Origin of the sequence: Rubeoparvulum massiliense, assembly GCF_001049895.1 — a bacterium.
Taxonomy (GTDB): domain Bacteria; phylum Bacillota; class Bacilli; order Rubeoparvulales; family Rubeoparvulaceae; genus Rubeoparvulum; species Rubeoparvulum massiliense.
This window is the reverse complement of sequence record NZ_CVPE01000005.1, coordinates 368631-394832: the sequence shown is the minus strand read 5'-3', so window position 1 is coordinate 394832 and position 26202 is coordinate 368631. Positions and strand designations below refer to the sequence as shown.

27 protein-coding genes are annotated in these 26202 nt (G+C 47.5%); all 27 read left to right on the top strand.

Annotated features, from left to right (window positions below; genetic code table 11):
* Positions 1 to 13: 13 nt before the first annotated feature.
* The gene (locus BN1691_RS07070; protein ID WP_048601509.1) at positions 14 to 616 is read left to right on the top strand and encodes a TIGR01440 family protein; all 603 of its coding nucleotides are present in this window, start codon (positions 14 to 16) and stop codon (positions 614 to 616) included.
* Positions 600 to 1850, top strand: a complete 1251-nt coding sequence (gene glyA, locus BN1691_RS07065; RefSeq protein WP_147545733.1) for a serine hydroxymethyltransferase — start codon at positions 600 to 602, stop codon at positions 1848 to 1850. Before BN1691_RS07070 ends, glyA begins: the two co-directional genes overlap by 17 nt.
* 99 nt (positions 1851 to 1949) lie before the next feature.
* On the top strand, positions 1950 to 2582 hold the full coding sequence (gene upp, locus BN1691_RS07060; RefSeq protein WP_048601507.1) for a uracil phosphoribosyltransferase: 633 nt from the start codon (positions 1950 to 1952) through the stop codon (positions 2580 to 2582).
* Positions 2583 to 2596: 14 nt separating this feature from the next.
* Complete coding sequence (gene wecB / locus BN1691_RS07055; RefSeq protein WP_076850149.1) at positions 2597 to 3742, top strand: non-hydrolyzing UDP-N-acetylglucosamine 2-epimerase; 1146 nt, start codon at positions 2597 to 2599, stop codon at positions 3740 to 3742.
* A gap of 162 nt (positions 3743 to 3904) precedes the next feature.
* Positions 3905 to 7132, top strand: coding sequence for a phosphodiester glycosidase family protein (locus BN1691_RS07050; protein ID WP_048601506.1), 3228 nt, complete (start codon positions 3905 to 3907; stop codon positions 7130 to 7132).
* 88 nt (positions 7133 to 7220) lie between these two features.
* Complete coding sequence (locus BN1691_RS07045; RefSeq protein WP_048601505.1) at positions 7221 to 8411, top strand: acetyl-CoA C-acetyltransferase; 1191 nt, start codon at positions 7221 to 7223, stop codon at positions 8409 to 8411.
* A 274-nt stretch (positions 8412 to 8685) separates the two neighbouring features.
* Positions 8686 to 8916: an AtpZ/AtpI family protein gene (locus BN1691_RS07040; RefSeq protein ID WP_048601688.1), complete on the top strand. Its 231-nt coding sequence runs from the start codon at positions 8686 to 8688 to the stop codon at positions 8914 to 8916.
* Complete coding sequence (locus BN1691_RS07035) at positions 8894 to 9274, top strand: ATP synthase subunit I (protein ID WP_048601504.1); 381 nt, start codon at positions 8894 to 8896, stop codon at positions 9272 to 9274. Before BN1691_RS07040 ends, BN1691_RS07035 begins: the two co-directional genes overlap by 23 nt.
* Positions 9275 to 9384: 110 nt before the next feature.
* Positions 9385 to 10125, top strand: coding sequence for a F0F1 ATP synthase subunit A (atpB, locus tag BN1691_RS07030; protein WP_048601687.1), 741 nt, complete (start codon positions 9385 to 9387; stop codon positions 10123 to 10125).
* 162 nt (positions 10126 to 10287) lie between these two features.
* A complete protein-coding gene (gene atpE / locus BN1691_RS07025; protein ID WP_048601503.1) occupies positions 10288 to 10500 on the top strand; it encodes a F0F1 ATP synthase subunit C in 213 nt (70 codons plus the stop codon).
* Positions 10501 to 10632: 132 nt separating this feature from the next.
* A complete protein-coding gene (gene atpF, locus BN1691_RS07020) occupies positions 10633 to 11124 on the top strand; it encodes a F0F1 ATP synthase subunit B (RefSeq protein ID WP_076850132.1) in 492 nt (163 codons plus the stop codon).
* Complete coding sequence (locus tag BN1691_RS07015; protein ID WP_048601501.1) at positions 11121 to 11663, top strand: F0F1 ATP synthase subunit delta; 543 nt, start codon at positions 11121 to 11123, stop codon at positions 11661 to 11663. The genes atpF and BN1691_RS07015 overlap by 4 nt, the downstream gene beginning before the upstream one ends.
* A 16-nt stretch (positions 11664 to 11679) precedes the next feature.
* The gene (atpA, locus tag BN1691_RS07010; protein ID WP_048601500.1) at positions 11680 to 13188 is read left to right on the top strand and encodes a F0F1 ATP synthase subunit alpha; all 1509 of its coding nucleotides are present in this window, start codon (positions 11680 to 11682) and stop codon (positions 13186 to 13188) included.
* Between the two features lie 43 nt (positions 13189 to 13231).
* On the top strand, positions 13232 to 14104 hold the full coding sequence (gene atpG / locus BN1691_RS07005) for an ATP synthase F1 subunit gamma (RefSeq protein WP_048601499.1): 873 nt from the start codon (positions 13232 to 13234) through the stop codon (positions 14102 to 14104).
* A gap of 27 nt (positions 14105 to 14131) precedes the next feature.
* The gene (atpD, locus tag BN1691_RS07000) at positions 14132 to 15544 is read left to right on the top strand and encodes a F0F1 ATP synthase subunit beta (protein WP_048601498.1); all 1413 of its coding nucleotides are present in this window, start codon (positions 14132 to 14134) and stop codon (positions 15542 to 15544) included.
* Positions 15545 to 15572: 28 nt separating this feature from the next.
* The gene (locus BN1691_RS06995) at positions 15573 to 15977 is read left to right on the top strand and encodes a F0F1 ATP synthase subunit epsilon (protein ID WP_048601497.1); all 405 of its coding nucleotides are present in this window, start codon (positions 15573 to 15575) and stop codon (positions 15975 to 15977) included.
* A 237-nt stretch (positions 15978 to 16214) separates the two neighbouring features.
* Positions 16215 to 16586 carry an NADH-quinone oxidoreductase subunit A gene (locus BN1691_RS06990; protein ID WP_048601496.1) on the top strand — a complete coding sequence of 124 codons (372 nt, stop codon included), beginning with the start codon at positions 16215 to 16217 and terminating at the stop codon, positions 16584 to 16586.
* Positions 16577 to 17104, top strand: a complete 528-nt coding sequence (locus BN1691_RS06985; RefSeq protein ID WP_048601495.1) for a NuoB/complex I 20 kDa subunit family protein — start codon at positions 16577 to 16579, stop codon at positions 17102 to 17104. The genes BN1691_RS06990 and BN1691_RS06985 overlap by 10 nt, the downstream gene beginning before the upstream one ends.
* Entirely contained in the window at positions 17101 to 17736 is a 636-nt protein-coding gene (locus tag BN1691_RS06980; protein WP_053083720.1) for an NADH-quinone oxidoreductase subunit C, read from the top strand. The genes BN1691_RS06985 and BN1691_RS06980 overlap by 4 nt, the downstream gene beginning before the upstream one ends.
* Before the next feature lie 3 nt (positions 17737 to 17739).
* Positions 17740 to 18855, top strand: a complete 1116-nt coding sequence (locus BN1691_RS06975) for an NADH-quinone oxidoreductase subunit D (RefSeq protein WP_048601494.1) — start codon at positions 17740 to 17742, stop codon at positions 18853 to 18855.
* Positions 18855 to 19853, top strand: coding sequence for an NADH-quinone oxidoreductase subunit NuoH (gene nuoH / locus BN1691_RS06970; RefSeq protein ID WP_048601493.1), 999 nt, complete (start codon positions 18855 to 18857; stop codon positions 19851 to 19853). The genes BN1691_RS06975 and nuoH overlap by 1 nt, the downstream gene beginning before the upstream one ends.
* A gap of 34 nt (positions 19854 to 19887) precedes the next feature.
* Complete coding sequence (gene nuoI / locus BN1691_RS06965) at positions 19888 to 20301, top strand: NADH-quinone oxidoreductase subunit NuoI (protein WP_048601492.1); 414 nt, start codon at positions 19888 to 19890, stop codon at positions 20299 to 20301.
* Positions 20302 to 20303: 2 nt separating this feature from the next.
* Complete coding sequence (locus tag BN1691_RS06960; RefSeq protein ID WP_048601685.1) at positions 20304 to 20813, top strand: NADH-quinone oxidoreductase subunit J; 510 nt, start codon at positions 20304 to 20306, stop codon at positions 20811 to 20813.
* Positions 20813 to 21124, top strand: coding sequence for an NADH-quinone oxidoreductase subunit NuoK (gene nuoK, locus BN1691_RS06955; protein WP_048601491.1), 312 nt, complete (start codon positions 20813 to 20815; stop codon positions 21122 to 21124). The genes BN1691_RS06960 and nuoK overlap by 1 nt, the downstream gene beginning before the upstream one ends.
* A gap of 29 nt (positions 21125 to 21153) precedes the next feature.
* On the top strand, positions 21154 to 23034 hold the full coding sequence (nuoL, locus tag BN1691_RS06950; RefSeq protein WP_048601490.1) for an NADH-quinone oxidoreductase subunit L: 1881 nt from the start codon (positions 21154 to 21156) through the stop codon (positions 23032 to 23034).
* Positions 23028 to 24530 carry a complex I subunit 4 family protein gene (locus BN1691_RS06945; protein WP_048601489.1) on the top strand — a complete coding sequence of 501 codons (1503 nt, stop codon included), beginning with the start codon at positions 23028 to 23030 and terminating at the stop codon, positions 24528 to 24530. Before nuoL ends, BN1691_RS06945 begins: the two co-directional genes overlap by 7 nt.
* Before the next feature lie 4 nt (positions 24531 to 24534).
* Positions 24535 to 26052 carry an NADH-quinone oxidoreductase subunit NuoN gene (gene nuoN, locus BN1691_RS06940; protein WP_048601488.1) on the top strand — a complete coding sequence of 506 codons (1518 nt, stop codon included), beginning with the start codon at positions 24535 to 24537 and terminating at the stop codon, positions 26050 to 26052.
* Positions 26053 to 26202 lie beyond the last annotated feature (150 nt).

Below are 26202 nucleotides of genomic sequence, written 5' to 3'. Positions count from 1 at the left end.
GAGGCGACACAGCATGGACGAGGTGTTTTTCAACCAGATAGCCACCAGTGTGAACCAAGCAGTGACGGAATTTATGCAACAGGCTCCCTTAACGAAGGGACAAGTATTTGTGGTAGGCTGCAGTACCAGTGAAGTGATGGGCAACCGGATTGGGAGCGGTTGGAGCAATGAAGTGGCCCAGGTGATTTACCAAGAGCTTCAGAAACTTCAGCAAGAGAAGGGCTTTGACCTTGCTTTTCAGTGCTGTGAGCATTTGAACCGAGCGCTGGTGGTAGAGCGTCATGTAGCAATAGAACATAATCTCGAACTGGTTTCAGCGATCCCTATTCCAGGAGCGGGCGGCTCCATGGCAGCAGCTGCATACCGTCAGATGGAGGATCCTGTACTGGTGGAGACGATTCTCGCTGATGCAGGGATGGATATTGGTGACACCTTGATCGGCATGCATTTACGAAGAGTGGCTGTGCCAGTACGAATCAATGTGAAGGAGATCGGTGCTGCACACGTAACCATGGCAAAAACAAGGCCGAAGCTAATCGGTGGCACACGAGCAGTCTATACGAGAGAAGAGGCAAACAAAAAAATAGAGGGGGACCATCATGGAACATGTCGTTAAGCAAGACCCAGAAGTTGCAGAGGCAATGAGCCTTGAACTACAAAGACAACGGAATAAACTAGAGATGATTGCATCGGAGAATTTTGTGAGCGATGCCGTTCTAGAAGCAATGGGGAGTGTATTAACCAATAAGTATGCAGAAGGTTATCCAGCACGTCGTTACTATGGTGGCTGTGAATATGTAGACATTGTAGAGAATATTGCACGGGATCGGGCCAAAGCATTATTTGGTGCAGAGCATGCGAATGTGCAGCCTCATAGTGGTGCACAAGCCAATATGGCAGTCTATCATGCTGTGCTGAAGCCTGGCGATACTGTGTTAGGAATGAATCTTAGCCATGGCGGTCACCTTACCCATGGTAGTCCTGTGAATTTCTCTGGGATGCTCTATCACTTCGTGGATTACGGTGTTGATCATGAAACAGAACGAATCGACTATGAGGACGTGCGTCAGAAGGCCTTGGAACATCATCCCAAGCTGATCGTAGCTGGGGCCAGCGCATATCCACGGATCATTGATTTCCCGAAGATGCGTGCGATTGCTGATGAGGTTGGAGCCTATTTAATGGTAGATATGGCACATATCGCTGGCTTGGTTGCAACGGGATTACATCCAAGTCCTGTTCCTTATGCCGACTTTGTTACCTCTACGACACATAAAACATTACGGGGACCTCGTGGTGGACTCATTCTTTGTAAGGCAGAATATGCGAAAGCCATCGATAAAGCCATCTTCCCAGGTATTCAAGGTGGTCCGCTCATGCACATTATCGCAGCGAAGGCCATTGCTTTTGGTGAAGCCTTACAGCCTGCCTTTAAGGAATACAGTACACAGGTTGTGAAAAACGGGAAAGCCTTGGCTGAGGCATTAGTGGCCCGTGGGTTCACGCTGGTTTCTGGTGGAACGGATAATCATCTGATCCTCATGGATTTACGTAACCACCACATTACAGGGAAAGATGCTGAGAAATTGATGGATGAGATCGGGATTACCTGCAATAAAAACACCATCCCCTTTGATCCAGAAAGTCCATTCATCACCAGCGGAATTCGGATCGGTACACCAGCACTAACCACCCGTGGCTTGAAGGAAGCAGAAATGGTTGAAATTGCCGATATCATGAATAAGGTCTTGAAAAATCCGAATGATGAAGCAAAATTGCAAGCAGCATCTGAGCAGGTAGCAGCTCTCTGCGCTCGCTTCCCACTTTATCCCCATCATCAAATCGGATAACAAAGACTTGATAATAAATCTGGAAACTTTCTAGCAGGGAGAGAGACAGTTTTGCTATAATGGTCAAGATGCAGACGAATCGACAGGAGGTACATAATCATGAACAGCAATGTATATGTCTTTGACCATCCCCTTATTCAGCACAAATTGAGCTATATTCGTGATGAAAAAACAGGGACGAAGGAATTTCGAGAATTAGTCAATGAAGTAGCGATGCTGATGGCGTATGAGATTACCCGTGACCTTCCACTGGAAGAGGTAGAGATTAAGACACCGATCCGTACAGCTACTTGTAAGATGATTTCTGGAAAGAAGGTAGGATTAGTACCGATTCTCCGTGCAGGCTTAGGGATGACCGATGGAATTCTTCGCTTGATCCCAGCAGCAAAGGTAGGACATATTGGGCTCTATCGGGATCCTAAAACATTGAAGCCCGTTGAATACTATGTGAAATTACCATCGGATATTGAAGAACGCGAATTTATCGTGATCGATCCAATGCTCGCTACAGGTGGTTCCGCCATTGCGGCCATTCAAAGCTTGAAAGAGCGCGGCGCAAGTCACATTAAATTAATGTGCCTAATCGCTGCACCAGAAGGCATTGAGGCATTAAATGCGGCTCATCCCGATGTTCCTCTCTATGTAGCAGCCATTGATGAAAAGCTGAATGAGCATGGCTACATCGTTCCTGGTCTAGGAGATGCCGGTGACCGTCTTTTTGGAACGAAGTGAAGGGAGAGAACATTGTGAAAGCTCCAATTAAGGTGCTCTCCATCTTTGGTACGCGTCCGGATACCATTAAGATGGCACCGTTGATCGCCCATCTGGCTCAGTATCCAGAGGAGATCGAATCGAGAGTCTGTGTTACTGCACAGCAGCGTGAGATGCTTGACCAGATGCTTGATTCCTTTCAGATCAAACCGGACGTTGACTGTGATATCATGCAACCACGCCAAAGCTTGGCTGAAATTACTGTGAATGCTTTGAATGCGTTAGAGAAGGTGCTGATTGATGAGCAACCAGATCTGGTCTTAGTTCATGGTGATACGACCACCAGCTTCGTGGCTGCATTAGCTGCCTTCTATCATAAGGTGCCAGTGGGTCATGTGGAGGCAGGCTTACGGGCACATAATAAGTACTCCCCATTTCCTGAGGAGATGAATCGTCAGCTTACAGGAGTAATTGCGGATTTGCACTTTGCTCCTACCAAGGAAGCAGCGGCGAATCTTCTCCAAGAAGGCAAAGCACCAGCACAGATTTATGTGACGGGTAATACCGTCATCGATGCCCTGAAGACAACGGTTACCAAGGATTTTGACCATCCCATCCTGCATGAGGTAGGAAATGGTCGCTTGCTCCTATTGACGGCCCATCGCCGAGAGAACTTTGGTCAACCGATGCGCAATATCTTTGAAGCGGTTCGCCAATTGATACAACAGAACCCTGATCTTCATGTTCTCTATCCCCTCCACCTCAATCCCAATGTTCGCGAGGTGGCTCTGGAGATGTTAGCGGATGTGGAGCGGGTACATCTTGTTGAACCCATGGATGTATTAACCTTCCATAATCTGCAGGCCCGTGCCACGCTCATATTGACAGATTCCGGTGGTCTTCAGGAAGAGGCTCCATCTTTAGGTGTTCCAGTACTGGTTCTTCGCAACACCACCGAGCGTCCTGAGGGGGTAGAAGCAGGTACATTGAAGCTGATAGGAACGGAATCAGAGCGGATCGTTGCAGAGGCTGAACGCCTCCTCCATGATCCCAAGGCCTATGAAGCCATGGCGCAAGCCGCGAATCCGTATGGAGATGGGCAAGCCTCCCAACGTATTGTGGAAGCCATTCTTCATTACTTTGGCCGGCGTTCCCAACCGCCAGAGCCTTTTACTTATTAATATGAAACGCATGAAAACAAAATGGAAAGATGTCAAGGTTATCCCAACCTCGACATCTTTTTTCTTTCATCGCATCTCTATCGAAACAAATAAAGCTCCCCTACGTCTATAAAAATGAATCAATGATAGAGAGATAGGCTAGTAAGGGAGAGGAACGCAACGATGAAGCGACAAGCGCTAACCAAGGGTGCACGCTATGTGGCTATGCTACTTAGCATCAGTATGCTGATCCTGCAGAGTCCACTGATGCTTTGGGCGCAAACCAGTGCACCATCTTCATTTAAGGATTTGCAGGTAAGATGGCAAGAAACGATTGGTGAAGGAACCGTGTTAACGGCCTATGAGAAGGTTTGGCCAGCAGAGAATAACAATAAGACATTGGTTTATGTCACCACCGTTGATTTGAATAACCCCTATGTGGAAGTAAAACCGCTCTACGGAACGGATCATCAGCTAACACAGAAACAGAATGTGGTTCAGATGGCACGGGAAGAGGGAGCCATTGCTGCAGTCAATGCTGACTTTTTCCGCATGGATCAAAAGGGACTTCCCTTTGGGATGGTTGTCCGTGATAGCGAGCTTGTCAGCTCCATGGGCTTTCTAAGCGGGTGGGCTAGCTTAGGTATCACCACGGATCGTCAAGCGATCATTAGCCAATTCGGCTTTCAAGGACATGTCACAGCACAGGATGGAGCTACCTTCTCCCTCCGTGGTGTGAATAAGGAAGAGTATTATCCCACCCAAGGGACAAGCCACGTGAATCAACTCAACATGTATACACCCGATTTTGGTAAAAAAAGCTTAGGCATTACCAAAGAGTATCACAGCCAGGTAGTGGAAGTGGTGGTTGAAGATGGCTATGTGATCGATATCCGACAAAATCAAGAAGGAGCCATGATTCCATCCAATGGTTTTGTCCTATGGGGGCAAGGCGTTGCAGCACAGTTTCTTCTCACTCATGTACATATGGGAGATGAAATTCATGTAGATTATGCGGTAACTCCCTATGATTTAAGTCAGCTTCAGCAAGCAGTAGGTGGCCATGCTCAGCTCGTGAAGGATGGTCAAGTGGTGAGTAAGATCTTGCCGCGTGTGGATGGTAAGCAGCCTCGTACCGCGGTAGGAGTCAGTCAGGATGGCAAGCGCCTTCTCCTCGTTACAGTAGAGGGAAGCAAATACAGTCGAGGTCTCACCATGGAAGAGCTCGCTCAGCTCATGTTTGATCTTGGAAGCTATCAGGCAGTAAATTTTGATGGTGGAGGCTCTACCACGTTAGCAGCTCAGCGCTTAGCAGAGACCCAAGCGACCTTGATCAATAATACAAAATACGGTGGTTTACGGGCAGTACCAACGGCCCTCGGGATTTTTAATACTGCTCCTAAGGGCGCCCTCGCAGGCTTCAAAGTGATGGGTCCTGAAGCAGTCTTCATTGGGGAGCAAGCCGCCTTCCAAATCAAGGGCTATGATGAGCATTATCATCCATATACAGCCAGCAATGAAGAGATTACCTGGTCCCATTCTCAAGGTGAAGGAACGTGGGATGGCAATCGTTTCACACCGAAACAGAGTGGAACCATGACCATCTCAGCACAGATCAATGGTATCGAAGGGAAAAAACAGATTACAGTACTAGGTGGGAAGGATATTGCTCGTCTACAGATTCAACCAGATCCAATCTATGTAGTAGAACAAGGGAGTCTTCCCCTTCATGTGGAAATCGTCTTAAAGAATGGTCGGATCCTCAAGGCGACTCCCCAGCAGGTAAATTGGCGTGTAGAAGGGAATATTGGTACGGTGAAGGTGGAGGAGAACCAATCCATTTTCTATGCTGGAAGTGCTAGTGGAAAAGGCCGCTTGATCGCCTCCATCGATGGCTTCCAAGCTGCAGTTCCTGTCCATGTAGGCTCTGCAGAGCTACCATGGCTAACCATGGATAACCTACGTAGTCCTCATTTTAAAGCCTATTCCACTGGGGAAGGTTACCATGTAACAGGTGCATTTACAACAACGAAGGAGCATACTGAGCTATTCCGTACCCGTCAAGGGACTGTATTGAGCTATGATTTTACGCAAGCCAACCCAGCAGATGTAAGCATTGCCTATGGAATGCTGGGAGATAAGCCTGTTACCATGCCAGGGCAGCCGTTAGGCCTTGGTGTCTGGGTGAAGGGGGACGAGAGTCAGCTTTGGTTACGGGCCAGTGTCCGTGATGCCAGCGGCAAGGTCCATTATGTAGATCTGAGTAATTCGATAGACTGGAATGGGTGGCAGAAGGTGGTAGGCTGGTTACCTGGGGAGATTTCCTACCCCGTTGCTTTAGAGAGTCTCTATCTCGTATATGACCCGAAAATAACAGGACAAAGCCTCAAGGGCACCATCTATTTGGATGAAGTGAGTCTCTTCCACCCTTATACGCTGTTAGAGGATGTAGTTCCCATTACCCTACCTGCTGGCTGGGATGGTAAGGCAGCGCATCTCGCATTAGGGGAAGAACTAATAGCATCAGTGATCCGAGATGGTAAGCTGAATGCACCATTGACCATTACACCACAATCTGCAGCCATGACCTCAGTTCCAGGCTACGTCACAGCAGATTATGGCTTCTATGTAGATGGGAAGGAAGAGAACCTACCCCAAGCCATTACCATTCAGTTGCAGCCCAATAAATGGGTCAGTGGTAAAGGTGTAGGCTTACTGGAGCGTAAGACGGATGGTAGCTGGGCAGTGGTTGCAGGGGATTATGCAAAAGTAGCTGGCAAAGAAGGGGCTTTCCAATTTACCATTAGCAAGCCAGGACTCTATATGCCCTACTATCAGGATCATCCTGTCTACTTCACGGATCTAAAGGGTAATCCAGCGAAGAATGCAGCTTATCAGCTAGCGATTCATGGCTATATCCAAGGTGTAAGCAAGGAGCAATTTGCGCCAGACGCCTCATTGACACGTGCGCAATGGCTAACACTGCTGGGACGCCTTCTAAACTGGGAACTAAATGATCAGAACACTGGAGAGGATCCTTTGCTTCAATTCAGCGATGAGATTCCCACCTGGGCGACCCCTGCTGTGCGCTATGCCGTGCAGCATGGAATTGCCAAAGGCTATGAGACTGGTCAATTCCTCCCGAATAAGCAAGTGACCACAGAGGAGATGATTCTCTTCTTGCAACGAGCCCTGCAGCAGAAGAATCTATTACAGAACACAGACGTTGATCAGGTGAAGCTATCCTTCTCGGATCAAGGGAAGATCGCAACCTGGGCCCTACCTGCGGTGAAAGAGGTCTACCAAGGTGGATATCTTTCCCACATCAAGGAGACCTTACAGCCGAAGAAAGAGGCTACACGTGGAGAAGCAGCACGTCTGCTCTACCAAGTATTCATACGACTCAAATAGTCGAGAGCTTACGCTCTGTATCTCATTTGTAACCCCATTACGTTATCCTTCACGAGAAGCCTCTAGAACGGTGAAGGAGTGAGGAACGATGTTACGTGATGTGGTGATTGTGAGTGCGAAGCGTACACCCATTGGACGATTCGCTGGTCAACTAGCATCATTGACAGCACCTCAGTTAGGTGCCAAGGTGATCGAAGCAGTTCTCCATGACGCAAGTGTAGCTGGAGAGCACGTAGATGAAGTAATTCTAGGGCATGTATTACAAGCAGGGGTAGGGCAGGGTCCAGCGCGACAAGCTGCGCTACAGGCGGGGCTCCCTACCTCTGTTCCTTCCTATGCTGTGAATAAACTCTGTGGTTCTGGACTCAAGGCAGTTCACCTCGGTTGGCAGGCCATTGCTTGCGGCGAAGCGGAGATCGTGGTGGCCGGTGGCATGGAGAGTATGAGCAATGCCCCCTATCTTTTGCCAGGGGCACGGCATGGGTATCGTATGGGTGACCAACAGGTTCAGGATTCGATGCTTCAGGATGGACTCCATTGTGCCATTAATCAGTACCATATGGGTGTGACAGCAGAGAATATTGCGGCACGCTATGGGTTATCTCGGGAGGAACAGGACCAATTCGCCTTAGCAAGCCAACAGAAAGCGGCAACGGCTCAGAAAAATGGACGCTTTCAAGCTGAGATTCTCCCTCTCACCATTCCACAACGGAAGGGGGATCCTATCCATCTGCAAATTGATGAGTCTCCTCGTAATGACACGACCTTAGCGAAGCTAATGCAGCTACCATCGGTCTTTCAGAAGGATGGTACAGTAACTGCAGGGAATGCCTCGGGTATTAATGATGGGGCAGCAGCGCTCTTATTAATGAGCAGAGAAGAGGCAAGGAAGCGTGGTTTAACGCCGCTGGCGGTGATTCGGGGCTTTGGTCGAGCAGGGGTAGATCCAGCATTGATGGGACTTGGCCCCATTCCTGCAAGCAAGTTAGCCCTTGAACGAGCGGGAATTCAAATGGACCAAATCGATCTCGTGGAGGCGAATGAAGCCTTTGCTGCACAGGCACTGGCCGTGATCCGCGATCTCCAATTGGATCCGGAGATTGTGAATGTGAACGGTGGAGCCATTGCCCTTGGTCACCCCATTGGTGCCAGTGGAGCAAGAATTTTTGTGACACTTCTCCATGAAATGGCTCGTCGTGATTCTCGATATGGTCTAGCGACGCTCTGTATTGGTGGGGGTCAAGGTATCGCTGCTGTTGTAGAACGGGAAAGAAGCTAAGGGGACGAAGGTTCAGCTGGGGTATCAAACTCCACCTGAACCATGTCTACTTGATCGCATAAAAATCAAGGTTAAAGGAAATTATAGGATCAGTAGCCCATCGTTGGCACTACTGGTCCATTTTCATTTTAACTAGAGCAGATCGGTTGCCAATTCGTCATTGACAAAATATTTGCCCTGTTGTACGATATCGAAGGATGTGCATTTACTCGTTGAATATATGGCTTTTTTGAAATATCCTAGCCAAACAGAAGAGAAAAAAGGAGTCATCCAGATGCCTGAGCAGCGACCTGATTCACCGTTCAAAACGATGTTTCTGGTAGGGGCAATTACCTCCGATCTAGTGGGAGGAACATTGTTAGGACTTTTCGGTGGCCGCTGGCTGGACAAACAATGGGGAACCACTCCTCTTTTTTTAATTATTGGGCTCTTTCTGGGGATGGGCCTAGGGATTATGAGTGTGATGCAGTTGGTGAAGCGATATGCAAGAACAGACAAGAAATGATTTGCAGCGCCTAACAGCGCGTATTCTTCGTATTTCCCTCTTTTTTTTGATTCTTGCCTTACCTTTTTTCCTGATCGCATCATGGCGGATCTATGTGGCAGGCTTTATGCTTGGCACAATTGTAAGCACATACAATATGATCCTGACCGCTCGTAGAACCATTCAGATCACTGAGACTATACTTAGTGGCTCGAAGCGTCTCCGTACTAGTGGGATGCTGATTCGCTTCGCTACCATTGCGCTTGGTGTGATGCTGGTTGTACGTTTTCCAGAAACATTTGATTTAATTGCATTCGTCATAGGCTTATTACTAACCCATATCATCATGGTAGTGGATGGATTATTCCATTTACAATAAACTACAAACAATCTTCCATTCTTCCTTATTGGCAATCTACTTGAGGGAGGGTGTAATCTCTCTTGATCATGCCTAGCGTGGTCTGTGAAGAAAGGGGTGAGGTAGAAGCAATGGGACACGAGAATCCAACATTTGAATGGCTAGGAATGACGTTTAGCAAGTCCACCATGCTCATGGTTACCGTAACCGCTGTCATTGTTCTAATCATTGTGCTTGCTGCAACACGTAAGCTCTCTGAGGACAAACCACGCGGTCTGCAAAATGTACTAGAAGGCTTAGTGGATTTTGTCAGGGGCACCATTATTGGTTCCACCATGAGTTTGAAGAAGGGTGAGAAATATCTAACCCTGGCATTAACCTTAATGCTCTTCATCTTTGTGGCCAATATGCTAGGCTTACCATTTGCAGTGGTTACAGAGCAAGTGGTAGATGGTGAAGCGGTTCACTATCTCTGGTGGAAGTCACCGACAGCCGACCCCCATGTTACCTTGACGTTATCCTTTATGGTCATCATTCTTTCTAACATCTTTGGTATACGTGAGTTAGGTGCTGGCAAATGGATAAAGAGCTTCTTTGCACCATTTGCAATCATGTTCATCTTAAACTTTATCGAAGTGTTAGCCAATGGATTAACGTTGGGCATGCGTCTATTTGGGAACATCTTCGCTGGTGAGGTCTTGCTATCATTACTATCAGGCTTAGGAACCAGCGGCATCTTGGGCGCCATTTTTGGTATCGTCCCAACGATGGCATGGCAAGGATTTAGTATCTTCGTAGGTACCCTACAAGCCTTCGTATTCACCATGTTGACCATGGTTTATATCGCTCATCGTGTGGACACCGACCACTAGGCGCAAGCGTAGTGTAAGAGCTCCTCATGTAGAGGAAGGTTTGGTTGTTTTAAATTTTGATGTACCACGTGAAAAACGTTACAAAATTTCTTCCGATTCGGAAGGGAATCCTTATAAATCATTACAAAACAAGTGTGAAAATTTGAAGGGAGGACATATTCAATGAATATGCTTGCTGCTGCAATTGCTATTGGTTTAGCTGCTTTTGGTGCTAGTATTGCCAACGGGATGATCGTATCTCGTACTGTGGAGAGTATCGCTCGTCAACCAGAACTACGTGGTGCTTTACAAACTACGATGTTCATCGGTGTTGGTCTTGTTGAGGCACTCCCAATCATCGGTGCCGTTATCGCATTTATGATTATGTTTAGCTAATTGGCTTGAACTAAGCCGATGCTTATGGCGGGGCTCCATCTCGAGCCTTCGCCATTCCTTATGTCAACGCTCATAATATGGAAAAGTAAACCTTTTCATGTTTATTCTGTGCTGTGAAGGGAGTGAATCGTCGTGGGGATTTCGGTTCAATGGGGGACAATTCTCTATACATTAGTTGTATTTGCGCTCCTTTTATTTATCCTGCATCGCCTTGCCTATAAGCCATTGCTCGGTATGATGCAACGCCGGCAAGACCGGATTGAGAACCAATTGGCAACTGCTGAGAAGAATCGCGATGAGGCTGCCAAATATTTAGCCGAACAAAAAGAAGAATTGACACAGGCTCGTAATGATGCCAAAAAAATTCTTGATCAAGCTCGTGCAATTAGTCAAAAAGAAGCAGATGATATTCTTGCTCGTGCGAAGACTGAAGCCCAATCACTGAAGGAAGACGCAGTGAAGGAGATCCAACAAGAGAAAGTGGAAGCTATGGCTGCCCTTCGTGACCAAGTAGGAACATTGTCTGTATTACTTGCATCCAAGATTATTGAACAACAATTGGATGAAAAGGCGCAGGCAAAATTGATTGACCAATACTTGAAAGAGGTAGGGGAAGAGCGATGAGTAGCCCAGTGGCACGTCGTTATGCCAAGGCCCTCTTCGAAGTGACTATCGAGCGGAAGACGCTGGATCGTACTGAAGAAGAACTACAAACCATTCTTCAAGCGCTCCAGGATCAACCGCAACTATTCACGCTCCTATTTCATCCGAAAATTGGTCGTGATGAGAAGAAAAAGATTGTGAAGGAAGTATTCGCCTCCATTCTGTCCCAAGAGACAGAAAATTTTCTTTTTCTGTTGATCGATAGTGGGCGATTGGCAACATTAACGGATATTGTCCATGTTTATACCAAACTGGCTAACGAAGCCCGCGGTGTAGAAGAGGCTGTGGTCTATTCTACCCAAGCGTTACCAGAGGCCGAGCTGACGAAAGTGGCTGAGACTTTTAGCCAAGCCATTGGCAAAAAGCTCCGTGTTCGCAACGAAGTGAAGCCAGAGATCGTAGGCGGGCTGGTTGTCCGTGTAGGCGATCGAGTATATGATGGAAGCTTACGCCTGCAACTACAGCGTTTTCAAAATGGATTATTGGCGCAAAGCATGTAGATAGGGGTGAATAGTAGTGAGTGCGATTCGACCTGAAGAGATCAGTTCAATCATTAAGCAACAGATTGAAAACTTCAAGTCCGTAGTTGAAGTTTCCGACGTAGGAACTGTTATTCAGGTTGGGGACGGGATCGCTCGTGTTCATGGTCTCGAAGAGGTCATGGCCGGAGAACTCGTTGAATTCTCCAACGGAATAATGGGTCTTGCACAAAACCTAGATGAAGATAATGTGGGGATTATTATCTTAGGTCCCTACCAAGATATTCGTGAAGGGGACCAAGTGAAACGGACTGGCCGTATCATGGAAGTTCCTGTCGGCGAACAATTGCTAGGCCGGGTAGTCAATGCCATCGGTCAACCTATCGATGGAAAAGGACCACTCAACACTAGCAAGTATCGTCCAATTGAAAACCGTGCACCAGGTGTTATGGACCGGAAATCGGTTCACCAACCACTGCAAACTGGTTTGAAGGCTATTGATGCCCTTGTACCAATCGGCCGTGGTCAACGTGAGTTGATCATCGGTGACCGTCAAACAGGGAAAACAGCCGTTGCCATCGATACGATCATCAACCAAAAAGGTCAAGATGTAATCTGTATCTATGTTGCAATCGGTCAGAAGCAATCCACCGTTGCTGGCGTTGTTGAAACACTTCGTCAACATGGTGCCCTTGACTACAGTATCGTCGTTTCTGCTTCTGCATCTGAGCCAGCACCAATGCTTTATCTTGCACCATATGCTGGTGTTGCCATGGCAGAAGAATTTATGTATAGCGGCAAGCACGTTCTGATTATCTATGATGACCTGTCCAAGCAAGCGGCAGCTTATCGGGAACTCTCCCTCTTGCTCCGTCGTCCGCCAGGTCGTGAAGCTTATCCAGGGGACGTTTTCTATCTCCACTCTCGCTTATTGGAACGGGCTGCAAAGTTGTCTGATGAACTAGGTGGTGGCTCTATCACTGCTCTACCAATCATCGAAACTCAAGCAGGAGATATCTCTGCTTATATTCCTACCAACGTAATTTCCATTACCGATGGACAAATCTTCTTACTATCCGACCTCTTCTTCTCCGGTGTTCGCCCTGCGATCAGTGCAGGTCTTTCCGTATCCCGGGTAGGTGGGTCCGCACAAATCAAGGCGGTGAAGAAGGTAGCAGGTACCCTTCGTCTTGACTTGGCTTCTTATCGTGAGTTGGAAGCATTTGCTCAATTCGGTTCTGACCTTGATGCTGCCACAAAAGCGAAGCTAGCTCGTGGTGAACGGACCGTAGAGATCTTGAAACAAGGCTTACACCAACCATTAGCGGTTGAAAAACAAGTCTTCATCCTCTACGCCTTAACACATGGCTTCATCGACGATATTCCTGTTGATGATGTGCGTCGCTTCGAAGCAGAGCTATATAGCTACCTCGAGATGAATCATCAGGATCTCCTGGATCATATTCGGACAACAGGTAAGCTTGCAGATGAAGATCAAATGAATGGAGCTATCGAAGGCTTCAAGAAAGTCTTTGCAATCTCTTAATCGATAAATCTCCGCCAGTAAGCGCGAAAAGGTGGTGAATCAATTGGCATCCTTACGTGATATAAAAACGCGCATAACGTCGACGAAGAAGACAAAGCAGATCACCAGCGCTATGGAGCTGGTATCCGCCTCCAAATTACGTCGTGCACAGGAACGCGCTCAGCAATCCTTACCATACGCAGAGAAGATGCGTGATGTGGTACTCTCCATAGCAGGTGCATTGTCGCCTGAGGATAAGACCCATCCCATGTTAATCTCCCGTCCCGTGAAGAAAACGGCCTATCTTCTGATCACATCAGATCGTGGATTGTGCGGTGGCTACAACGCGAACCTGTTCCGTAAATTACTGGAGTCCATTCGTTCGCGCCATCAGTCCGCTGATGAATATGTGGTGTTTGCTATGGGACGTAGCGGCTATGAGTTCTGTAAGCGTCTTGGTATCCAAGTGATCGATAAGGTATTGGGTGTACCAGACCAGCCTAGCTTTGCAGGGATCGAAACCCTAGCTAAGAAGGCAGTCAGCTACTTCAGCGAAGGTGAATATGATGAGCTCTATCTCTTCTATAATCACTTCGTAAATCCCATCACACAACAGCCAACAGAAAAACGCTTGCTTCCATTGGAGAATCTTGAAGAAGGCGAGCAAAAAACAGCTCAAACAACCTATATCTTCGAACCATCCAATGCTGAAGTTTTGAATGTACTGTTACCAAAGTATGCAGAAACGTTGATTTATAGTGCGCTGTTAGATGCCAAAGCAGCAGAACATGCCGCACGGATGAGTGCAATGACCAATGCGACCGATAATGCTGAAGAAGTGATTAAGTCGTATACGCTTCAATTTAACAAAGCGCGTCAAGCATCCATCACACAAGAGATTACGGAAATTGTGGCAGGTGCTTCTGCCCTTGAATAAGGAATCACAGAGTGAGGAGGGAAATGGATGAACAAGGGACGTGTTCTTCAGGTAATGGGCCCTGTTGTTGACGTACAGTTTGAACAAGGCCAACTACCTGACTTATACAATGCATTACGTATCGATCACGAAGCAAAAAACAAAGGCGAAGTAAGTATTCACCTTACCCTTGAAGTTGCACTCCATCTTGGAGATAACGTCGTTCGTACCGTAGCCATGTCCTCCACCGACGGATTGGTTCGGGGGATCGAGGTGCTCGATACAGGGAAGCCAATCAGTGTGCCAGTAGGTGAAGGTACACTAGGCCGTGTATTTAACGTATTAGGTGAAAGCATCGATATGCAAGGGGATGTGAAGGCAGCACAACACTATCCTATCCATCGCCCTGCACCAGCATATGATGATCTTTCTACGAAAACTGAGATTCTCGAAACAGGGATCAAGGTTATCGACCTACTTGCCCCTTATGTAAAGGGTGGTAAGATCGGGCTATTCGGTGGTGCCGGTGTAGGTAAGACCGTATTGATTCAAGAACTGATTCATAATATCGCTCAAGAACATGGTGGTATTTCTGTATTTGCTGGGGTAGGGGAGCGTACCCGTGAAGGGAATGACCTCTACTTCGAAATGAAAGACTCTGGAGTTATTAAGAAGACAGCGATGGTCTTCGGTCAGATGAACGAACCACCTGGCGCTCGGATGCGCGTGGCGCTTACTGGTCTAACCATGGCTGAATACTTCCGTGATGAACTAGGGCAAGACGTATTGCTCTTTATCGATAATATCTTCCGTTTTACCCAAGCAGGTTCCGAGGTATCTGCGTTGCTAGGCCGTATGCCTTCAGCTGTAGGTTACCAACCAACCCTTGCTACAGAAATGGGTGCCTTACAAGAGCGGATCACTTCTACTAAGAAGGGGTCAATCACTTCCATCCAGGCTATTTATGTACCTGCCGATGACTATACTGACCCTGCTCCTGCAACAACATTCGCTCACTTGGATGCCACAACCAACTTGGAGCGTCGTCTTTCTGAGATGGGGATCTATCCAGCGGTGGACCCACTAGCCTCCACATCTCGTGCACTTGCACCAGAGATCGTTGGGGAAGAGCACTATGCTATTGCTCGTAAGGTACAAGAAGTATTACAACGCTATAAAGAGCTTCAAGATATCATCGCCATTCTCGGGATGGATGAGCTCTCTGAAGATGATAAGCTAACTGTACATCGTGCACGTCGCGTTCAATTCTTCCTTTCACAAAACTTCCACGTGGCTGAACAGTTTACTGGACAACCTGGAAGCTATGTGCCAGTCAATGAGACTGTACAAGGCTTTAAAGAGATCCTCGAAGGAAAATACGATGATCTTCCTGAAGATGCCTTCCGTCTTGTAGGCCGGATCGAAGACGTAGTAGAAAAAGCAAAATCCATGCAAGTGTAACCCACCGTAGAAAAGGGGGGCAAAGCCAATGAGCAAGATGCAAGTTGAGGTGGTCACACCGGAACGGCGCGTCTACCGAGAAGAGGATGCCAATATGGTGGTGGTGAAAAGCACCAATGGAGAATTAGGGATCTTACCTAAGCATATTCCTTTGGTCACACCTCTGGAAATCTCCCACGTGAGGGTTAAACACCATGAAACAGAGGACCTAATCGTCATCAGTGGTGGTTTCATGGAAGTGCATGACTCTATCGTGACCATTCTGGCCAATTCGGCAGAGTTGCCAGATGAGATCGATTTAGATCGGGCCATGGCTGCGAAAGAGCGGGCTGAACGTCGCCTTGCTCAAACCGGTGTTGAAGAGATCGATTTCAAGCGGGCACAAATCGCATTACAGCGTGCTGTTAATCGGATTAAAGCCGTTCAAAAGTAAAGCGGAAATGCTGCACTTTAGAGACGCATGTTGATGCAATCTACAAGTTTAAAAGTGAGAAGAAAAAGCGAAGGAATCCACTCCTTCGCTTTTTCTTTTTTTTTGATCAGAAAAGCAGTTCAAGTGCTTCTCATGTTAGACACACTTGAGCAGTTTTGTTATAATGACATTGGGTTAAAATTTGAACAAACTATGAAGTAAAAATGTGGGACAACATGGAGTTAGGAGGGAAGCAGGATGGAAGAGATTCTGTATACCAATAGCTACATTATCTTAGCGACGTTCCTCATCATCGGTATTGGCTTGCCTATCGTGGCAGTAGGTATCGGGAACTTATTACGTCCTCACCAGCCTACGCGAGAAAAGGGGTTAACCTACGAGAGTGGGATCGATCCCTATGGCCAAAGCTGGGTACGGTTTAGTGTTCGGTATTATATTTTCGCATTACTCTTTGTCATTTTTGACGTCGAAGCTGTCTTTCTCTATCCATGGGCGGTGGCTTTCCGAGAATTAGGAGCCTTTGCCATGATTGAGATGGGCATTTTTATTGTGACCTTATTAATCGGCTTGCTTTATGCATGGAAAAAGAAGGTGTTAGAATGGATTTAAAAGCGTGGAATCTCGAGGATGTAACACCTGACGTGGCAGAACAGATTCAACGGAATGTCTTAATGACCAGCTTTGAACAGATTAAGGGCTGGGCACGGAGCAATTCCATCTGGCCATTAGGCTTCGGCTTAGCGTGCTGTGCCATTGAGATGATGGCAACCAGTGGTGCTCATTATGATGCTGACCGCTTTGGCGTAATCTTCCGTGCGACCCCACGCCAAGCTGATCTCATGATCGTAGCAGGTACGGTAACGAAGAAGATGGCACCAGTACTACGTCGGCTCTATGACCAGATGCCCGAGCCGAAATGGGTTATCGCCATGGGCTCATGCGCAACAGCAGGGGGACCCTATGTCCGCTCCTACTCGGTAGTTAAGGGTGTGGACCAGATCGTTCCAGTGGATGTCTATATTCCAGGCTGTCCACCCAGTCCAGTGGCGCTCATTTACGGACTGAATAAATTGCAGGAGAAGATTCGTCGTGAAGCGCGGGATGGAAAGCGGGTGATTGCAGAATGAGCGAGGAGAAATTAGATAAAACAGAGGCTGAGAAGGCAACAGTAGAAAAAGCACCAGTAGAGAAAGCAGAAGAAAAGAAAATTCTAGTGGAAAAAGAGAAAGCGCTTGCAGACGCAGGGAAAGAGGCAGAAGCAAGTGAAATAGCGGCTCCATCCCCTCATCAGCCTTGGTTGGACGAGTATGTGACAATTATCACTTCCTTGCTCGACGAAGAAGTGATTGAGGAGAGTTACATCAATGAACGATCCAAGGATATCCCTACACTGGTGGTGAAACGGGATGCTTGGCATGAGGTGGCTGAAATTTTACATCAGCATCCAGACCTTTCTTTTGAATACTTTTCAGAGCTGCATAGTATCGATTTACAGATGGAGATGGAAGTCTATTGTACACTCTACTCCTTCGCGAAGAAGCGAGGCATCGCAATTAAGACTCGCCTCGATCGGGAAGCGCCAGTAGTCGCCTCACTTACAGACATCTGGAAGGGCGCTAACTGGTACGAACGAGAAGTGTATGACTTAATGGGGATTGAGTTCACCAATCACCCCAACCTGGAACGCATCATGCTACCACCAGATTGGGTCGGCCATCCACTCCGTAAAGATTATGTTCAGTATGATGAGGAGGTGTGAGGGATGAGTTTTAGTACAGGACTTCGAACTGAGGAGATGCTCATCAATGTAGGACCTCAACATCCCAGTACACACGGGGTTTTACGGGTGGTTCTCAAGATTGATGGTGAATCCATTATCGATTCAAAGCCAGTGATTGGCTACCTCCATCGTGGTACCGAGAAGCTGGCAGAGGATCTTACCTATACACAGATTATTCCTTATACAGACCGGATGGATTATCTCTCTGCCATGACCAATAACTATGTGCTGGTTCATGCTGTGGAGACCATGATGGGTATTGAGATCCCCGAACGGGCGGAATACCTTCGGGTGATCGCCATGGAGTTGAATCGGGTTGCATCCCACTTAGTCTGGTGGGGCACCTTCCTGCTAGACTTGGGGGCTACCGGTCCATTCCTTTATGCCTTCCGTTCACGGGAAGAGATTCTCGTATTATTCAATGAGCTAACAGGTGCACGAATGACCTATAATTATATGCGTGTTGGTGGTGTAAAGTGGGATGCACCAGAAGGCTGGCTACAGAAGGTGGCTGATTTTGTCCCCTTTATGCGGAAAGAGCTGAAGGGCTTCCATCAGCTCGTTACGGGCAACGAGATTGTGATGAATCGCACAAAGGGCATCGGGAAGTATGATCAAGCCCTGGCCATGCAGTATGGACTTAGTGGTCCGATGCTGCGCTGCACAGGCATCCCATTTGATCTACGGAAGGATGAGCCTTATTCCATCTATGATCGCTTTGATTTTGATGTTCCTACAGAGACAACGGGGGATGCATGGGCGCGCTATCTGGTTCGTCTTGCCGAGATCGAAGAATCGCTCAAGATCATTGAGCAGGCTGTGGAGCAGATTCCTGCAGAAGGTCCTGTCATGGCGAAGGTACCGAAGATTATCAAGCCACCTAAAGGTGAGACCTATGTCCGGATCGAATCGCCAAAAGGGGAGATTGGTTGCTACATCAAGAGTGAGGGTAAAACCACGCCCTATCGGCTTAAATTCCGGCGACCTTCCTTTGCGAACCTACAGATTCTACCAGAACTATTAAAAGGGAGCCATATGGGTGACTTAGTGGCAACCCTTGGCTCCATCGATATTGTCCTTGGGGAGGTGGATGGTTAATGCTCGATTGGCTTTACAATCCCCTGAGCTGGAGTACTTGGTTTTTCATGTTCTTATCGGCGGTGGCACTCTTAATGATTATCCTGGGGTATGTTACCTATGCCATCTACTTCGAACGGAAGGTCATCGGCTGGATGCAATTACGGACGGGTCCTAATCGTGTAGGACCCCTCGGTTTATTCCAGACTATAGCCGACGTTTTGAAACTCTTAATTAAAGAGGATGTGCGGCCTACCTATGCAGACCGTGGCCTTTATCTACTAGCGCCAGTCCTCGCCTTTATGCCATCCTTCGCTGTTCTTGTCATTATTCCATTCAGTGAGAACATTCAGTTCGCCTACCTGAACATCGGGGTCGTTTACTATATTGCCCTTTCGAGTATCTCCATTATTGGGGCGATGGCAGGAGGCTGGGCTTCCAATAATAAATACTCACTCATGGGAGGTCTCCGCGCAGCAGGTCAGATGATCAGTTATGAGATTCCCCTGGCTCTCTCCATTGTAGGGGTTGTAATGGTAACGGGGAGTCTTAATCTCGTGGAGATCGTCAATAAGCAAGCGGAGATGGGTGTTTGGTTTGTGATTCCCCAGTTCCTCGGCTTCGTCATCTTCTTGATTGCAGCTCTCGCTGAATTAAGTAGAACGCCTTTTGACTTACCCGAGGCGGAGTCCGAGTTGGTTGCAGGCTTTCATACAGAGTATTCAGGCTTCCGTTTTGCCATGTTCATGTTAGGAGAGTATGTGTATACTTTCTCCATGGGCGCGTTATTGACCACCCTCTTCTTTGGAGGCTGGCTCCCGCTCTTTGGTTTAGATTTTATCCCAGGCTGGCTCTGGTTCGTATTAAAGATGCTATTCTTCGTCTTCTTCCTGTTCTGGCTTCGTGCCACCTTCCCTCGTGTGCGGGTGAATGAATTGATGCCCTTTGCTTGGAAGGTGCTCATGCCCCTATCGCTGCTCAATATCTTTTTAACCGCAGCTTGGATTACTTGGATGTAAGGCGAATATCAATAAAAAGAAAGGGGTGTCCTCGATGTTAGGCTTACCAAAAGGGTTAGCATACACCCTAAAGTCCATGGGGAAAAAGAAAGTAACCCATTTCTACCCCGATGAAGAGTATGTCATGCCTGATCGGTTTCGTGGCATTCAGCATTTCTACCCTGAGAAGTGTATTGTCTGCAATCAGTGTGCCAATGTATGTCCCACCAATTGTATTCAGCTAACAGGGAAGAAGAATCCTGATGGAAAAGGAAAAATCATCGATACCTATGATATCAACTTTGAAATATGCATTCTCTGCGATCTTTGCACAGAAGTTTGCCCCACAGAAGCCATCGTGATGACCAATAATTTTGAATTGGCCACCTACAGTCGCGATGAGCTTTTCAAAGACCGTACATGGTTGCATGAGAATGATCAGAATATACGGGAGGGCAATAAACCATGAGCATCAGTGGAGAATTCATCGCCTTTATTATCCTAGCATTGATGGCGATTACAGGTGCCACCCTCATGGTCACCTTTACCAAGGTGGTACACATGGTAATTGCCATGACCTTCACGTTTTTAAGCATTGCCGGTCTTTATTTTGTCTTAGAAGCAGAATTTATCGGAGTGGTGCAAATCCTCCTCTACACAGGAGCCATCACCATCGTCATGCTCTTCGGCATCATGCTAACGAAGCATGATGCCGAGGATGCGCAGCAATCGCATCGAGGCTGGAAGTTCTTCATTTTTCTACTGGTTGTAGCATTCGGTGCATTGATGTTATCTGCCATCTTCCAAGTGGATTGGCCTAATGCTCCAGTACATTATTCAGGAGAAGATAATACCAAGGCCATCGGGAAACAGCTCTTTACCAATTATGTCATTCCCTTTGAGCTACTCTCTGTTCTCCTGCTGGTGGCTATGGTGGGTGCCATCATCCTATCAAAACGGGAAAAGGAGGATGAGAAGTAATGAGTCTTTCGGCATCTTCATACTTAATCATTGCTCTATTTCTCTTTTGTCTCGGGTTATATGGAGCGCTGACGAAGCGGAATGCAGTCATCGTCTTACTCTCCATCGAGTTGATGCTAAATGCGACCAATATTAATCTCGTCGCTTTTGCCAAGTATGGTCTCTTTGCCAATCTTTCAGGACAGATCTTCTCCTTATTCACAATTTCCGTTGCAGCAGCAGAGGCTGCCGTAGGTTTAGCCATTTTGATTGCCCTCTATCGGAATAAGGCGACGGTGGATGTGGATCAATACAACTTGCTTAAACACTAGGGAGTAAAGAGAAAAGGAATGGTGATCATATGATTGAGAATTCATGGCTGATCCCGCTCATCCCCTTCATCGCCTTCATCATCTTAGTCGCCTTTGGCAGACAGCTGAAAGAGTTTGCCGCATATATCGGCATCCTGGCGACGATGGCAGCTTTGACCATTTCCCTCTTTGTCTTTTGGGAACATTTTTCGGGAGGAGCAGGGAATTACCAATATACAGTGGAATGGTTGGCCATTGGGAGTACCACCATTACCATGGGTTTTGAAGTAACAGCACTCAACAGTTTAATGGCCCTTGTGGTCTCCTTGGTTAGTTTTTTGGTACATATCTACTCCAAGGGATATATGCAAGGAGATGAACGGTTTTCCGTTTTCTATTCGTATCTCGCCCTCTTTACCTTTGCCATGCTAGGACTTGTACTATCTCCCAATCTATTGCAGCTCTATATTTTCTGGGAGCTAGTAGGGGTAGGCTCCTTCCTGCTCATTGGCTTCTATTTCTATAAGCCTGAGGCGAAGGCAGCGGCGAAGAAAGCCTTTATCGTAACAAGGATCGGGGATATGGGACTCTTTATCGCCCTCGGTCTCATCTTCTGGTGGACGGGCAGCTTCGATTTTGAACAGATTACCAATGCAGCCCGTGGTGTAATTGCAGAACATCCCATGGAATCATGGCAGATTAGTTTGATTGCTATCTTGATCTTTATCGCAGCCATGGGAAAATCGGGACAATTCCCCCTTCATACCTGGTTGCCAGATGCCATGGAAGGTCCTACACCAGTTTCTGCGCTGATTCACGCGGCGACCATGGTGGCTGCAGGTGTTTATCTGGTAGCCCGTACCTTTGATCTCTTCTTACTTTCACCGTTGGCACTGGATGTGGTGGCCTATGTAGGTGGATTTACCGCCATCTTCGCAGCAACCATCGCGCTTGTACAGCGGGATATTAAACGGATTCTTGCCTACTCTACCATCAGTCAGCTCGGCTATATGATGCTAGCATTAGGAGCCATGGGGTATGTAGCAAGTGTCTTCCACTTATTTACCCATGCGTTCTTCAAGGCATTGCTCTTCCTCGCTGCAGGAAGTGTGATTCATGGTTTACAAACCCAGGATATTTTCCGAATGGGTGGCATCTGGAAGCGGATGAAGGTGACGAGCTGGGCTTTCCTTATCGGCGCCTTAGCCCTCGCTGGGATCGTACCCTTTGCTGGTTTTTGGTCGAAAGATGAGATTCTCATGGCACTCTATGCTGATGGACGTACCGTCCTACTCTGGGTAGCGATGATTACGGCATTCTTAACAGCCTTTTATATGTTCCGTCTCTTTTTCGTTGCTTTTACTGGGGAAAATCGCTCCGGCTTAGCAGCAGAGGAGTCACCGGGTTCCATGACCTTCCCCATGATCGTCTTAGCGGCACTCAGTTTGGTAGCAGGGTTCTTCAATGCCCAACCGTTCACGAGCTACCTCGGTGATTGGCTCACTGCCAATGGGACGTTATATCCTGCCCATATTAGTGGTCCCATCTGGATTCAAGTGGTAGCCGTGGTCATCTCGTTGGCTGGGATTGGCTTGGCCTGGTTCTTCTATGGCCGTCATCACCAGCGAGTGGGGGTTGCAGAAGGGCTTCGACCGCTCCATCAGCTCCTATTCAATAAGTACTATGTGGATGAGTTCTACACAGCAACGGTGATTCGTCCGGTGCGAGGCATCGGTTATCTGCTGCAATGGTTGGATCGCTATGTTGTGGAGAGTCTCGTTAATCTAGTAGCCTACCTAACTCAGCTCGTCGCACGTCTTGGCGTACGAGTGCAAAACGGTCAGGTCCAAGTATCTGGTGCGGTGGTCATTCTTGGCCTCGTGCTCTTGCTCCTTGGCTTGACAGTAGCAGGGGGGTACTTCATATGGTAGATCATCTATTAACACTCATCATCGTCTCTCCCATGATCGGAGTCTTAATTCTCGCTTTCTTACCGAAGCAGAAAGCGGGTCTGATTCAATGGGTGGGTGTCCTTGCCACACTGTTACCCTTGATTTTCACGTTCTTTCTCTTTAGTCAATTTAACTTTGATACCACGGAGCTTCAGTTTGTAGAGAATGATCAGTGGATCTCTATTCCTTTACAGACGGAAGGGGCTTCGCTAGATATTGGTTACCAGCTAGGGGTAGATGGCCTCTCCATGGTAATGCTACTGCTCACTACCATTGTGGCCACCATGGCTGCCTTTGCTTCCATGCAGATCAAGAAGCGTTGGAAGGAGTATTTCATTCTCTTTCTCTTGCTAGAAGTAGGGATGCTTGGTGTTTTTGCAGCGCAGAATCTCTTACTCTTTTTTATCTTCTTTGAGGTAACCCTTGTCACCACCTTCCTACTCATTGGGATCTGGGGTTACTTTGAGAAGGAGAAGGCAGCGATTCAATTCCTCCTCTATAACGGGATTGGTTCTGCTATCATGCTTATCGCCTTTATCATGCTCTTTTCACAGACAGGCTTCATCAGCTATCCGGAGCTGGCTGCCTTTATCGAGATGCTACCGGAGAATCCAGATAATGCAGCTTGGATGAAGGGGATTTTCTTGGCCTTACTCGTTGCCTTTGGAATCAAGCTGCCCATCTTCCCATTCCATAGTTGGATGCTGAAGGTGCACGTACAGGCACCACCAGCCGTGGTGATGATTCACTCTGGTATTCTTCTGAAGATGGGCGCTTACGGAATTCTACGTTTTAACGTGGGGCTCTTTCCTGAGGTTGCGAAGGAGCTGGCAGGTTTCATCGCCATCCTAGGCTTAATCAATATTCTCTACGGCGCCTTCCTTGCCGTGATTCAGACGGACTTAAAGCGAGTGATGGCGTTTGCCAGTATCTCACATATGGGGATCGTCCTCTTTGGTATCGCTGCCCTCAATGAAGCAGGGATTGAAGGAGCCATCTTCCAGGCAGTCTCCCATGGCTTGATCTCCGCTTTGCTCTTCCTGATGATCGGCGTGATCTACGAGCGGACAGGGACTACAGATATTACGAAACTGGGTGGACTGGCGAAGACAGCTCCCTTTATCTCTGGAGTCTTCTTAGCAGCGGCCATGGCATCATTAGGTTTACCAGGAATGAGTGGTTTTATTAGTGAATTCCTTGCTTTCCTAGGTCTCTTCCAGACCATGCCCATCATCGCTGCCATGGGGACATTGGGAATTATCCTTGCAGCAGTCTATCTCCTTCGTGCTGTACTTCGTACCACGTTTGGACCATTGCCGGAGACCTTGGCAGGTACCATCGATGCTCGTCCATTAGAAGTGGTGCCCATGATTATTCTGTTGGCCTTCATCCTCTTGATTGGGATCTACCCTGCTGTCTTAAGTGAGCCATTGCAAGTTACCATACAATTTATCGTTTCAGGGATAGGAGGGTGAGCCAATGTTAACAGATCAGTTATTTCAATATGAATGGAGTATCATGGCACCCGAACTAACCATTGTGATTGCAGCATTTTTAATCACTTTGATTGACCTTTTTCTCCGTACCAATCGTAGCAGGCGTTTCTTAGGCTGGCTTGCCTTGGCTGCGGTGGTGATGGCAGGTTACTTCCTCTATCAGGATCTTGGCACAGCGCCGAAGGAGCTCTTCAATGAGATGTACCGGTTAGACTCCTTTGCCATCGCCTTTAAGTTTCTCTTCCTGATCGGTACAGCCATCATGTTCATCTTATCCTTACAAGCCATCGAACGACGGGAGATTGTTTATCAGGGAGAATATTACACCCTCGTACTCACAGGCCTTTTGGGAGCCATGATGATGGCCTCATCTGCGGATATCATCACCCTCTTCATTGCCATGGAGCTACTCAGTATCTCCTCCTACATTCTGGTGGGGATTCGGAAGAAGAACCAGCTCTCCAATGAAGCGGCCTTTAAGTACTTTGTAAATGGGGGAATCGCCAGTGCCATCATGCTCTTTGGCTTCTCCTATCTCTATGGCTTAACGGGCACCACCAATCTCTATGGGATGTGGGAGCATTTGAATATCGCCTTTGATCAAGGCTATGATCTCTTGGTTTATCTCAGCTTTATTCTGATTCTCGTAGGGCTCTCCTTCAAGATTTCGGTGGTTCCCTTCCAGATGTGGGCACCAGATGTTTACCAAGGAGCCTTTACACCAGTAACTGCATTCTTATCAGTGGTTTCGAAGGCAGCAGGCTTTGCCATGATTCTCCGGATCTTCCTCGTGGGTTATCTCGACTTTACTTTTACCGAGCAAGGTCAGATGCGGAGTGTGCTCTATGTAGATCTCACCCTCCTCGTGGGAATGATTGCAGCCATCACCATGATCGTAGGGAATACCATGGCGATCCGCCAGGTGAATGTGAAGCGGATGATGGCATATTCCAGTATTGCGCAAGCAGGCTATCTTCTCGTACCCTTTGTGGCATTTAGTCAGCTTTTCTTTGATCAGCTATTCTTTTACTTCATTGCGTACTTGTTTGCCAACTTAGGGGTCTTCACCATGATCACCTTGCTGACCAAGGAGCAGGGGACTGAGGATTTAAAGGCATTTGCCGGTCTCTATCATCGGTCACCGATGTTGGCGGTTGCCATGACCATCTTCCTTATGTCCTTAGCGAGCATACCCATTACCGCAGGCTTCTTTGGGAAGTTCTATCTCTTAATGGCAGCCTTAGGTCATGAGCTCTATTGGTTGGTGGCCATCATGCTTGCCACAACGGTGGTCTCTTACTTTTACTACTTCTCCATCGTGCGGCAGATGTATATGCGGCCTGGTGAGACAGAAGAACGGGTGATCACACCTATTCCCATCGCCTTCGTATTATTGGTTACCTTTATTGTGACCATTGGGCTCGGTTTAATGCCGAACTTTGCCATCGATTTTATCCATGAGAATTTCAACGTATTCAATGATCTCTTTAGCATTCCATAATCGAGAATGTGCCTTGTTCATGACGGTAATTCGGGCGGATTCGTAGGGTAACTCCCTCCCATCCGCCCGTTTTTTATCCCCTTCAATAAGGGGGTACACAAATATTTCTAATCTTTACAGAAAAAATGCTGTCAACTATAGGTAAAGATC

What these genes read in the sequence shown, in the direction of transcription:
- BN1691_RS07070 (WP_048601509.1), top strand. Translation starts at nt 14, where the DNA reads ATGGACGAGGTGTTTTTCAACCAGATAGCCACCAGTGTGAACCAAGCA.
- glyA (WP_147545733.1), top strand. Translation starts at nt 600, where the DNA reads ATGGAACATGTCGTTAAGCAAGACCCAGAAGTTGCAGAGGCAATGAGC.
- upp (WP_048601507.1), top strand. Translation starts at nt 1,950, where the DNA reads ATGAACAGCAATGTATATGTCTTTGACCATCCCCTTATTCAGCACAAA.
- BN1691_RS07050 (WP_048601506.1), top strand. Translation starts at nt 3,905, where the DNA reads ATGAAGCGACAAGCGCTAACCAAGGGTGCACGCTATGTGGCTATGCTA.
- BN1691_RS07045 (WP_048601505.1), top strand. Translation starts at nt 7,221, where the DNA reads ATGTTACGTGATGTGGTGATTGTGAGTGCGAAGCGTACACCCATTGGA.
- BN1691_RS07040 (WP_048601688.1), top strand. Translation starts at nt 8,686, where the DNA reads ATGCCTGAGCAGCGACCTGATTCACCGTTCAAAACGATGTTTCTGGTA.
- BN1691_RS07035 (WP_048601504.1), top strand. Translation starts at nt 8,894, where the DNA reads ATGCAAGAACAGACAAGAAATGATTTGCAGCGCCTAACAGCGCGTATT.
- atpB (WP_048601687.1), top strand. Translation starts at nt 9,385, where the DNA reads ATGGGACACGAGAATCCAACATTTGAATGGCTAGGAATGACGTTTAGC.
- atpE (WP_048601503.1), top strand. Translation starts at nt 10,288, where the DNA reads ATGAATATGCTTGCTGCTGCAATTGCTATTGGTTTAGCTGCTTTTGGT.
- BN1691_RS07015 (WP_048601501.1), top strand. Translation starts at nt 11,121, where the DNA reads ATGAGTAGCCCAGTGGCACGTCGTTATGCCAAGGCCCTCTTCGAAGTG.
- atpD (WP_048601498.1), top strand. Translation starts at nt 14,132, where the DNA reads ATGAACAAGGGACGTGTTCTTCAGGTAATGGGCCCTGTTGTTGACGTA.
- BN1691_RS06995 (WP_048601497.1), top strand. Translation starts at nt 15,573, where the DNA reads ATGAGCAAGATGCAAGTTGAGGTGGTCACACCGGAACGGCGCGTCTAC.
- BN1691_RS06990 (WP_048601496.1), top strand. Translation starts at nt 16,215, where the DNA reads ATGGAAGAGATTCTGTATACCAATAGCTACATTATCTTAGCGACGTTC.
- BN1691_RS06985 (WP_048601495.1), top strand. Translation starts at nt 16,577, where the DNA reads ATGGATTTAAAAGCGTGGAATCTCGAGGATGTAACACCTGACGTGGCA.
- BN1691_RS06980 (WP_053083720.1), top strand. Translation starts at nt 17,101, where the DNA reads ATGAGCGAGGAGAAATTAGATAAAACAGAGGCTGAGAAGGCAACAGTA.
- BN1691_RS06975 (WP_048601494.1), top strand. Translation starts at nt 17,740, where the DNA reads ATGAGTTTTAGTACAGGACTTCGAACTGAGGAGATGCTCATCAATGTA.
- nuoH (WP_048601493.1), top strand. Translation starts at nt 18,855, where the DNA reads ATGCTCGATTGGCTTTACAATCCCCTGAGCTGGAGTACTTGGTTTTTC.
- nuoI (WP_048601492.1), top strand. Translation starts at nt 19,888, where the DNA reads ATGTTAGGCTTACCAAAAGGGTTAGCATACACCCTAAAGTCCATGGGG.
- nuoK (WP_048601491.1), top strand. Translation starts at nt 20,813, where the DNA reads ATGAGTCTTTCGGCATCTTCATACTTAATCATTGCTCTATTTCTCTTT.
- nuoL (WP_048601490.1), top strand. Translation starts at nt 21,154, where the DNA reads ATGATTGAGAATTCATGGCTGATCCCGCTCATCCCCTTCATCGCCTTC.
- BN1691_RS06945 (WP_048601489.1), top strand. Translation starts at nt 23,028, where the DNA reads ATGGTAGATCATCTATTAACACTCATCATCGTCTCTCCCATGATCGGA.
- nuoN (WP_048601488.1), top strand. Translation starts at nt 24,535, where the DNA reads ATGTTAACAGATCAGTTATTTCAATATGAATGGAGTATCATGGCACCC.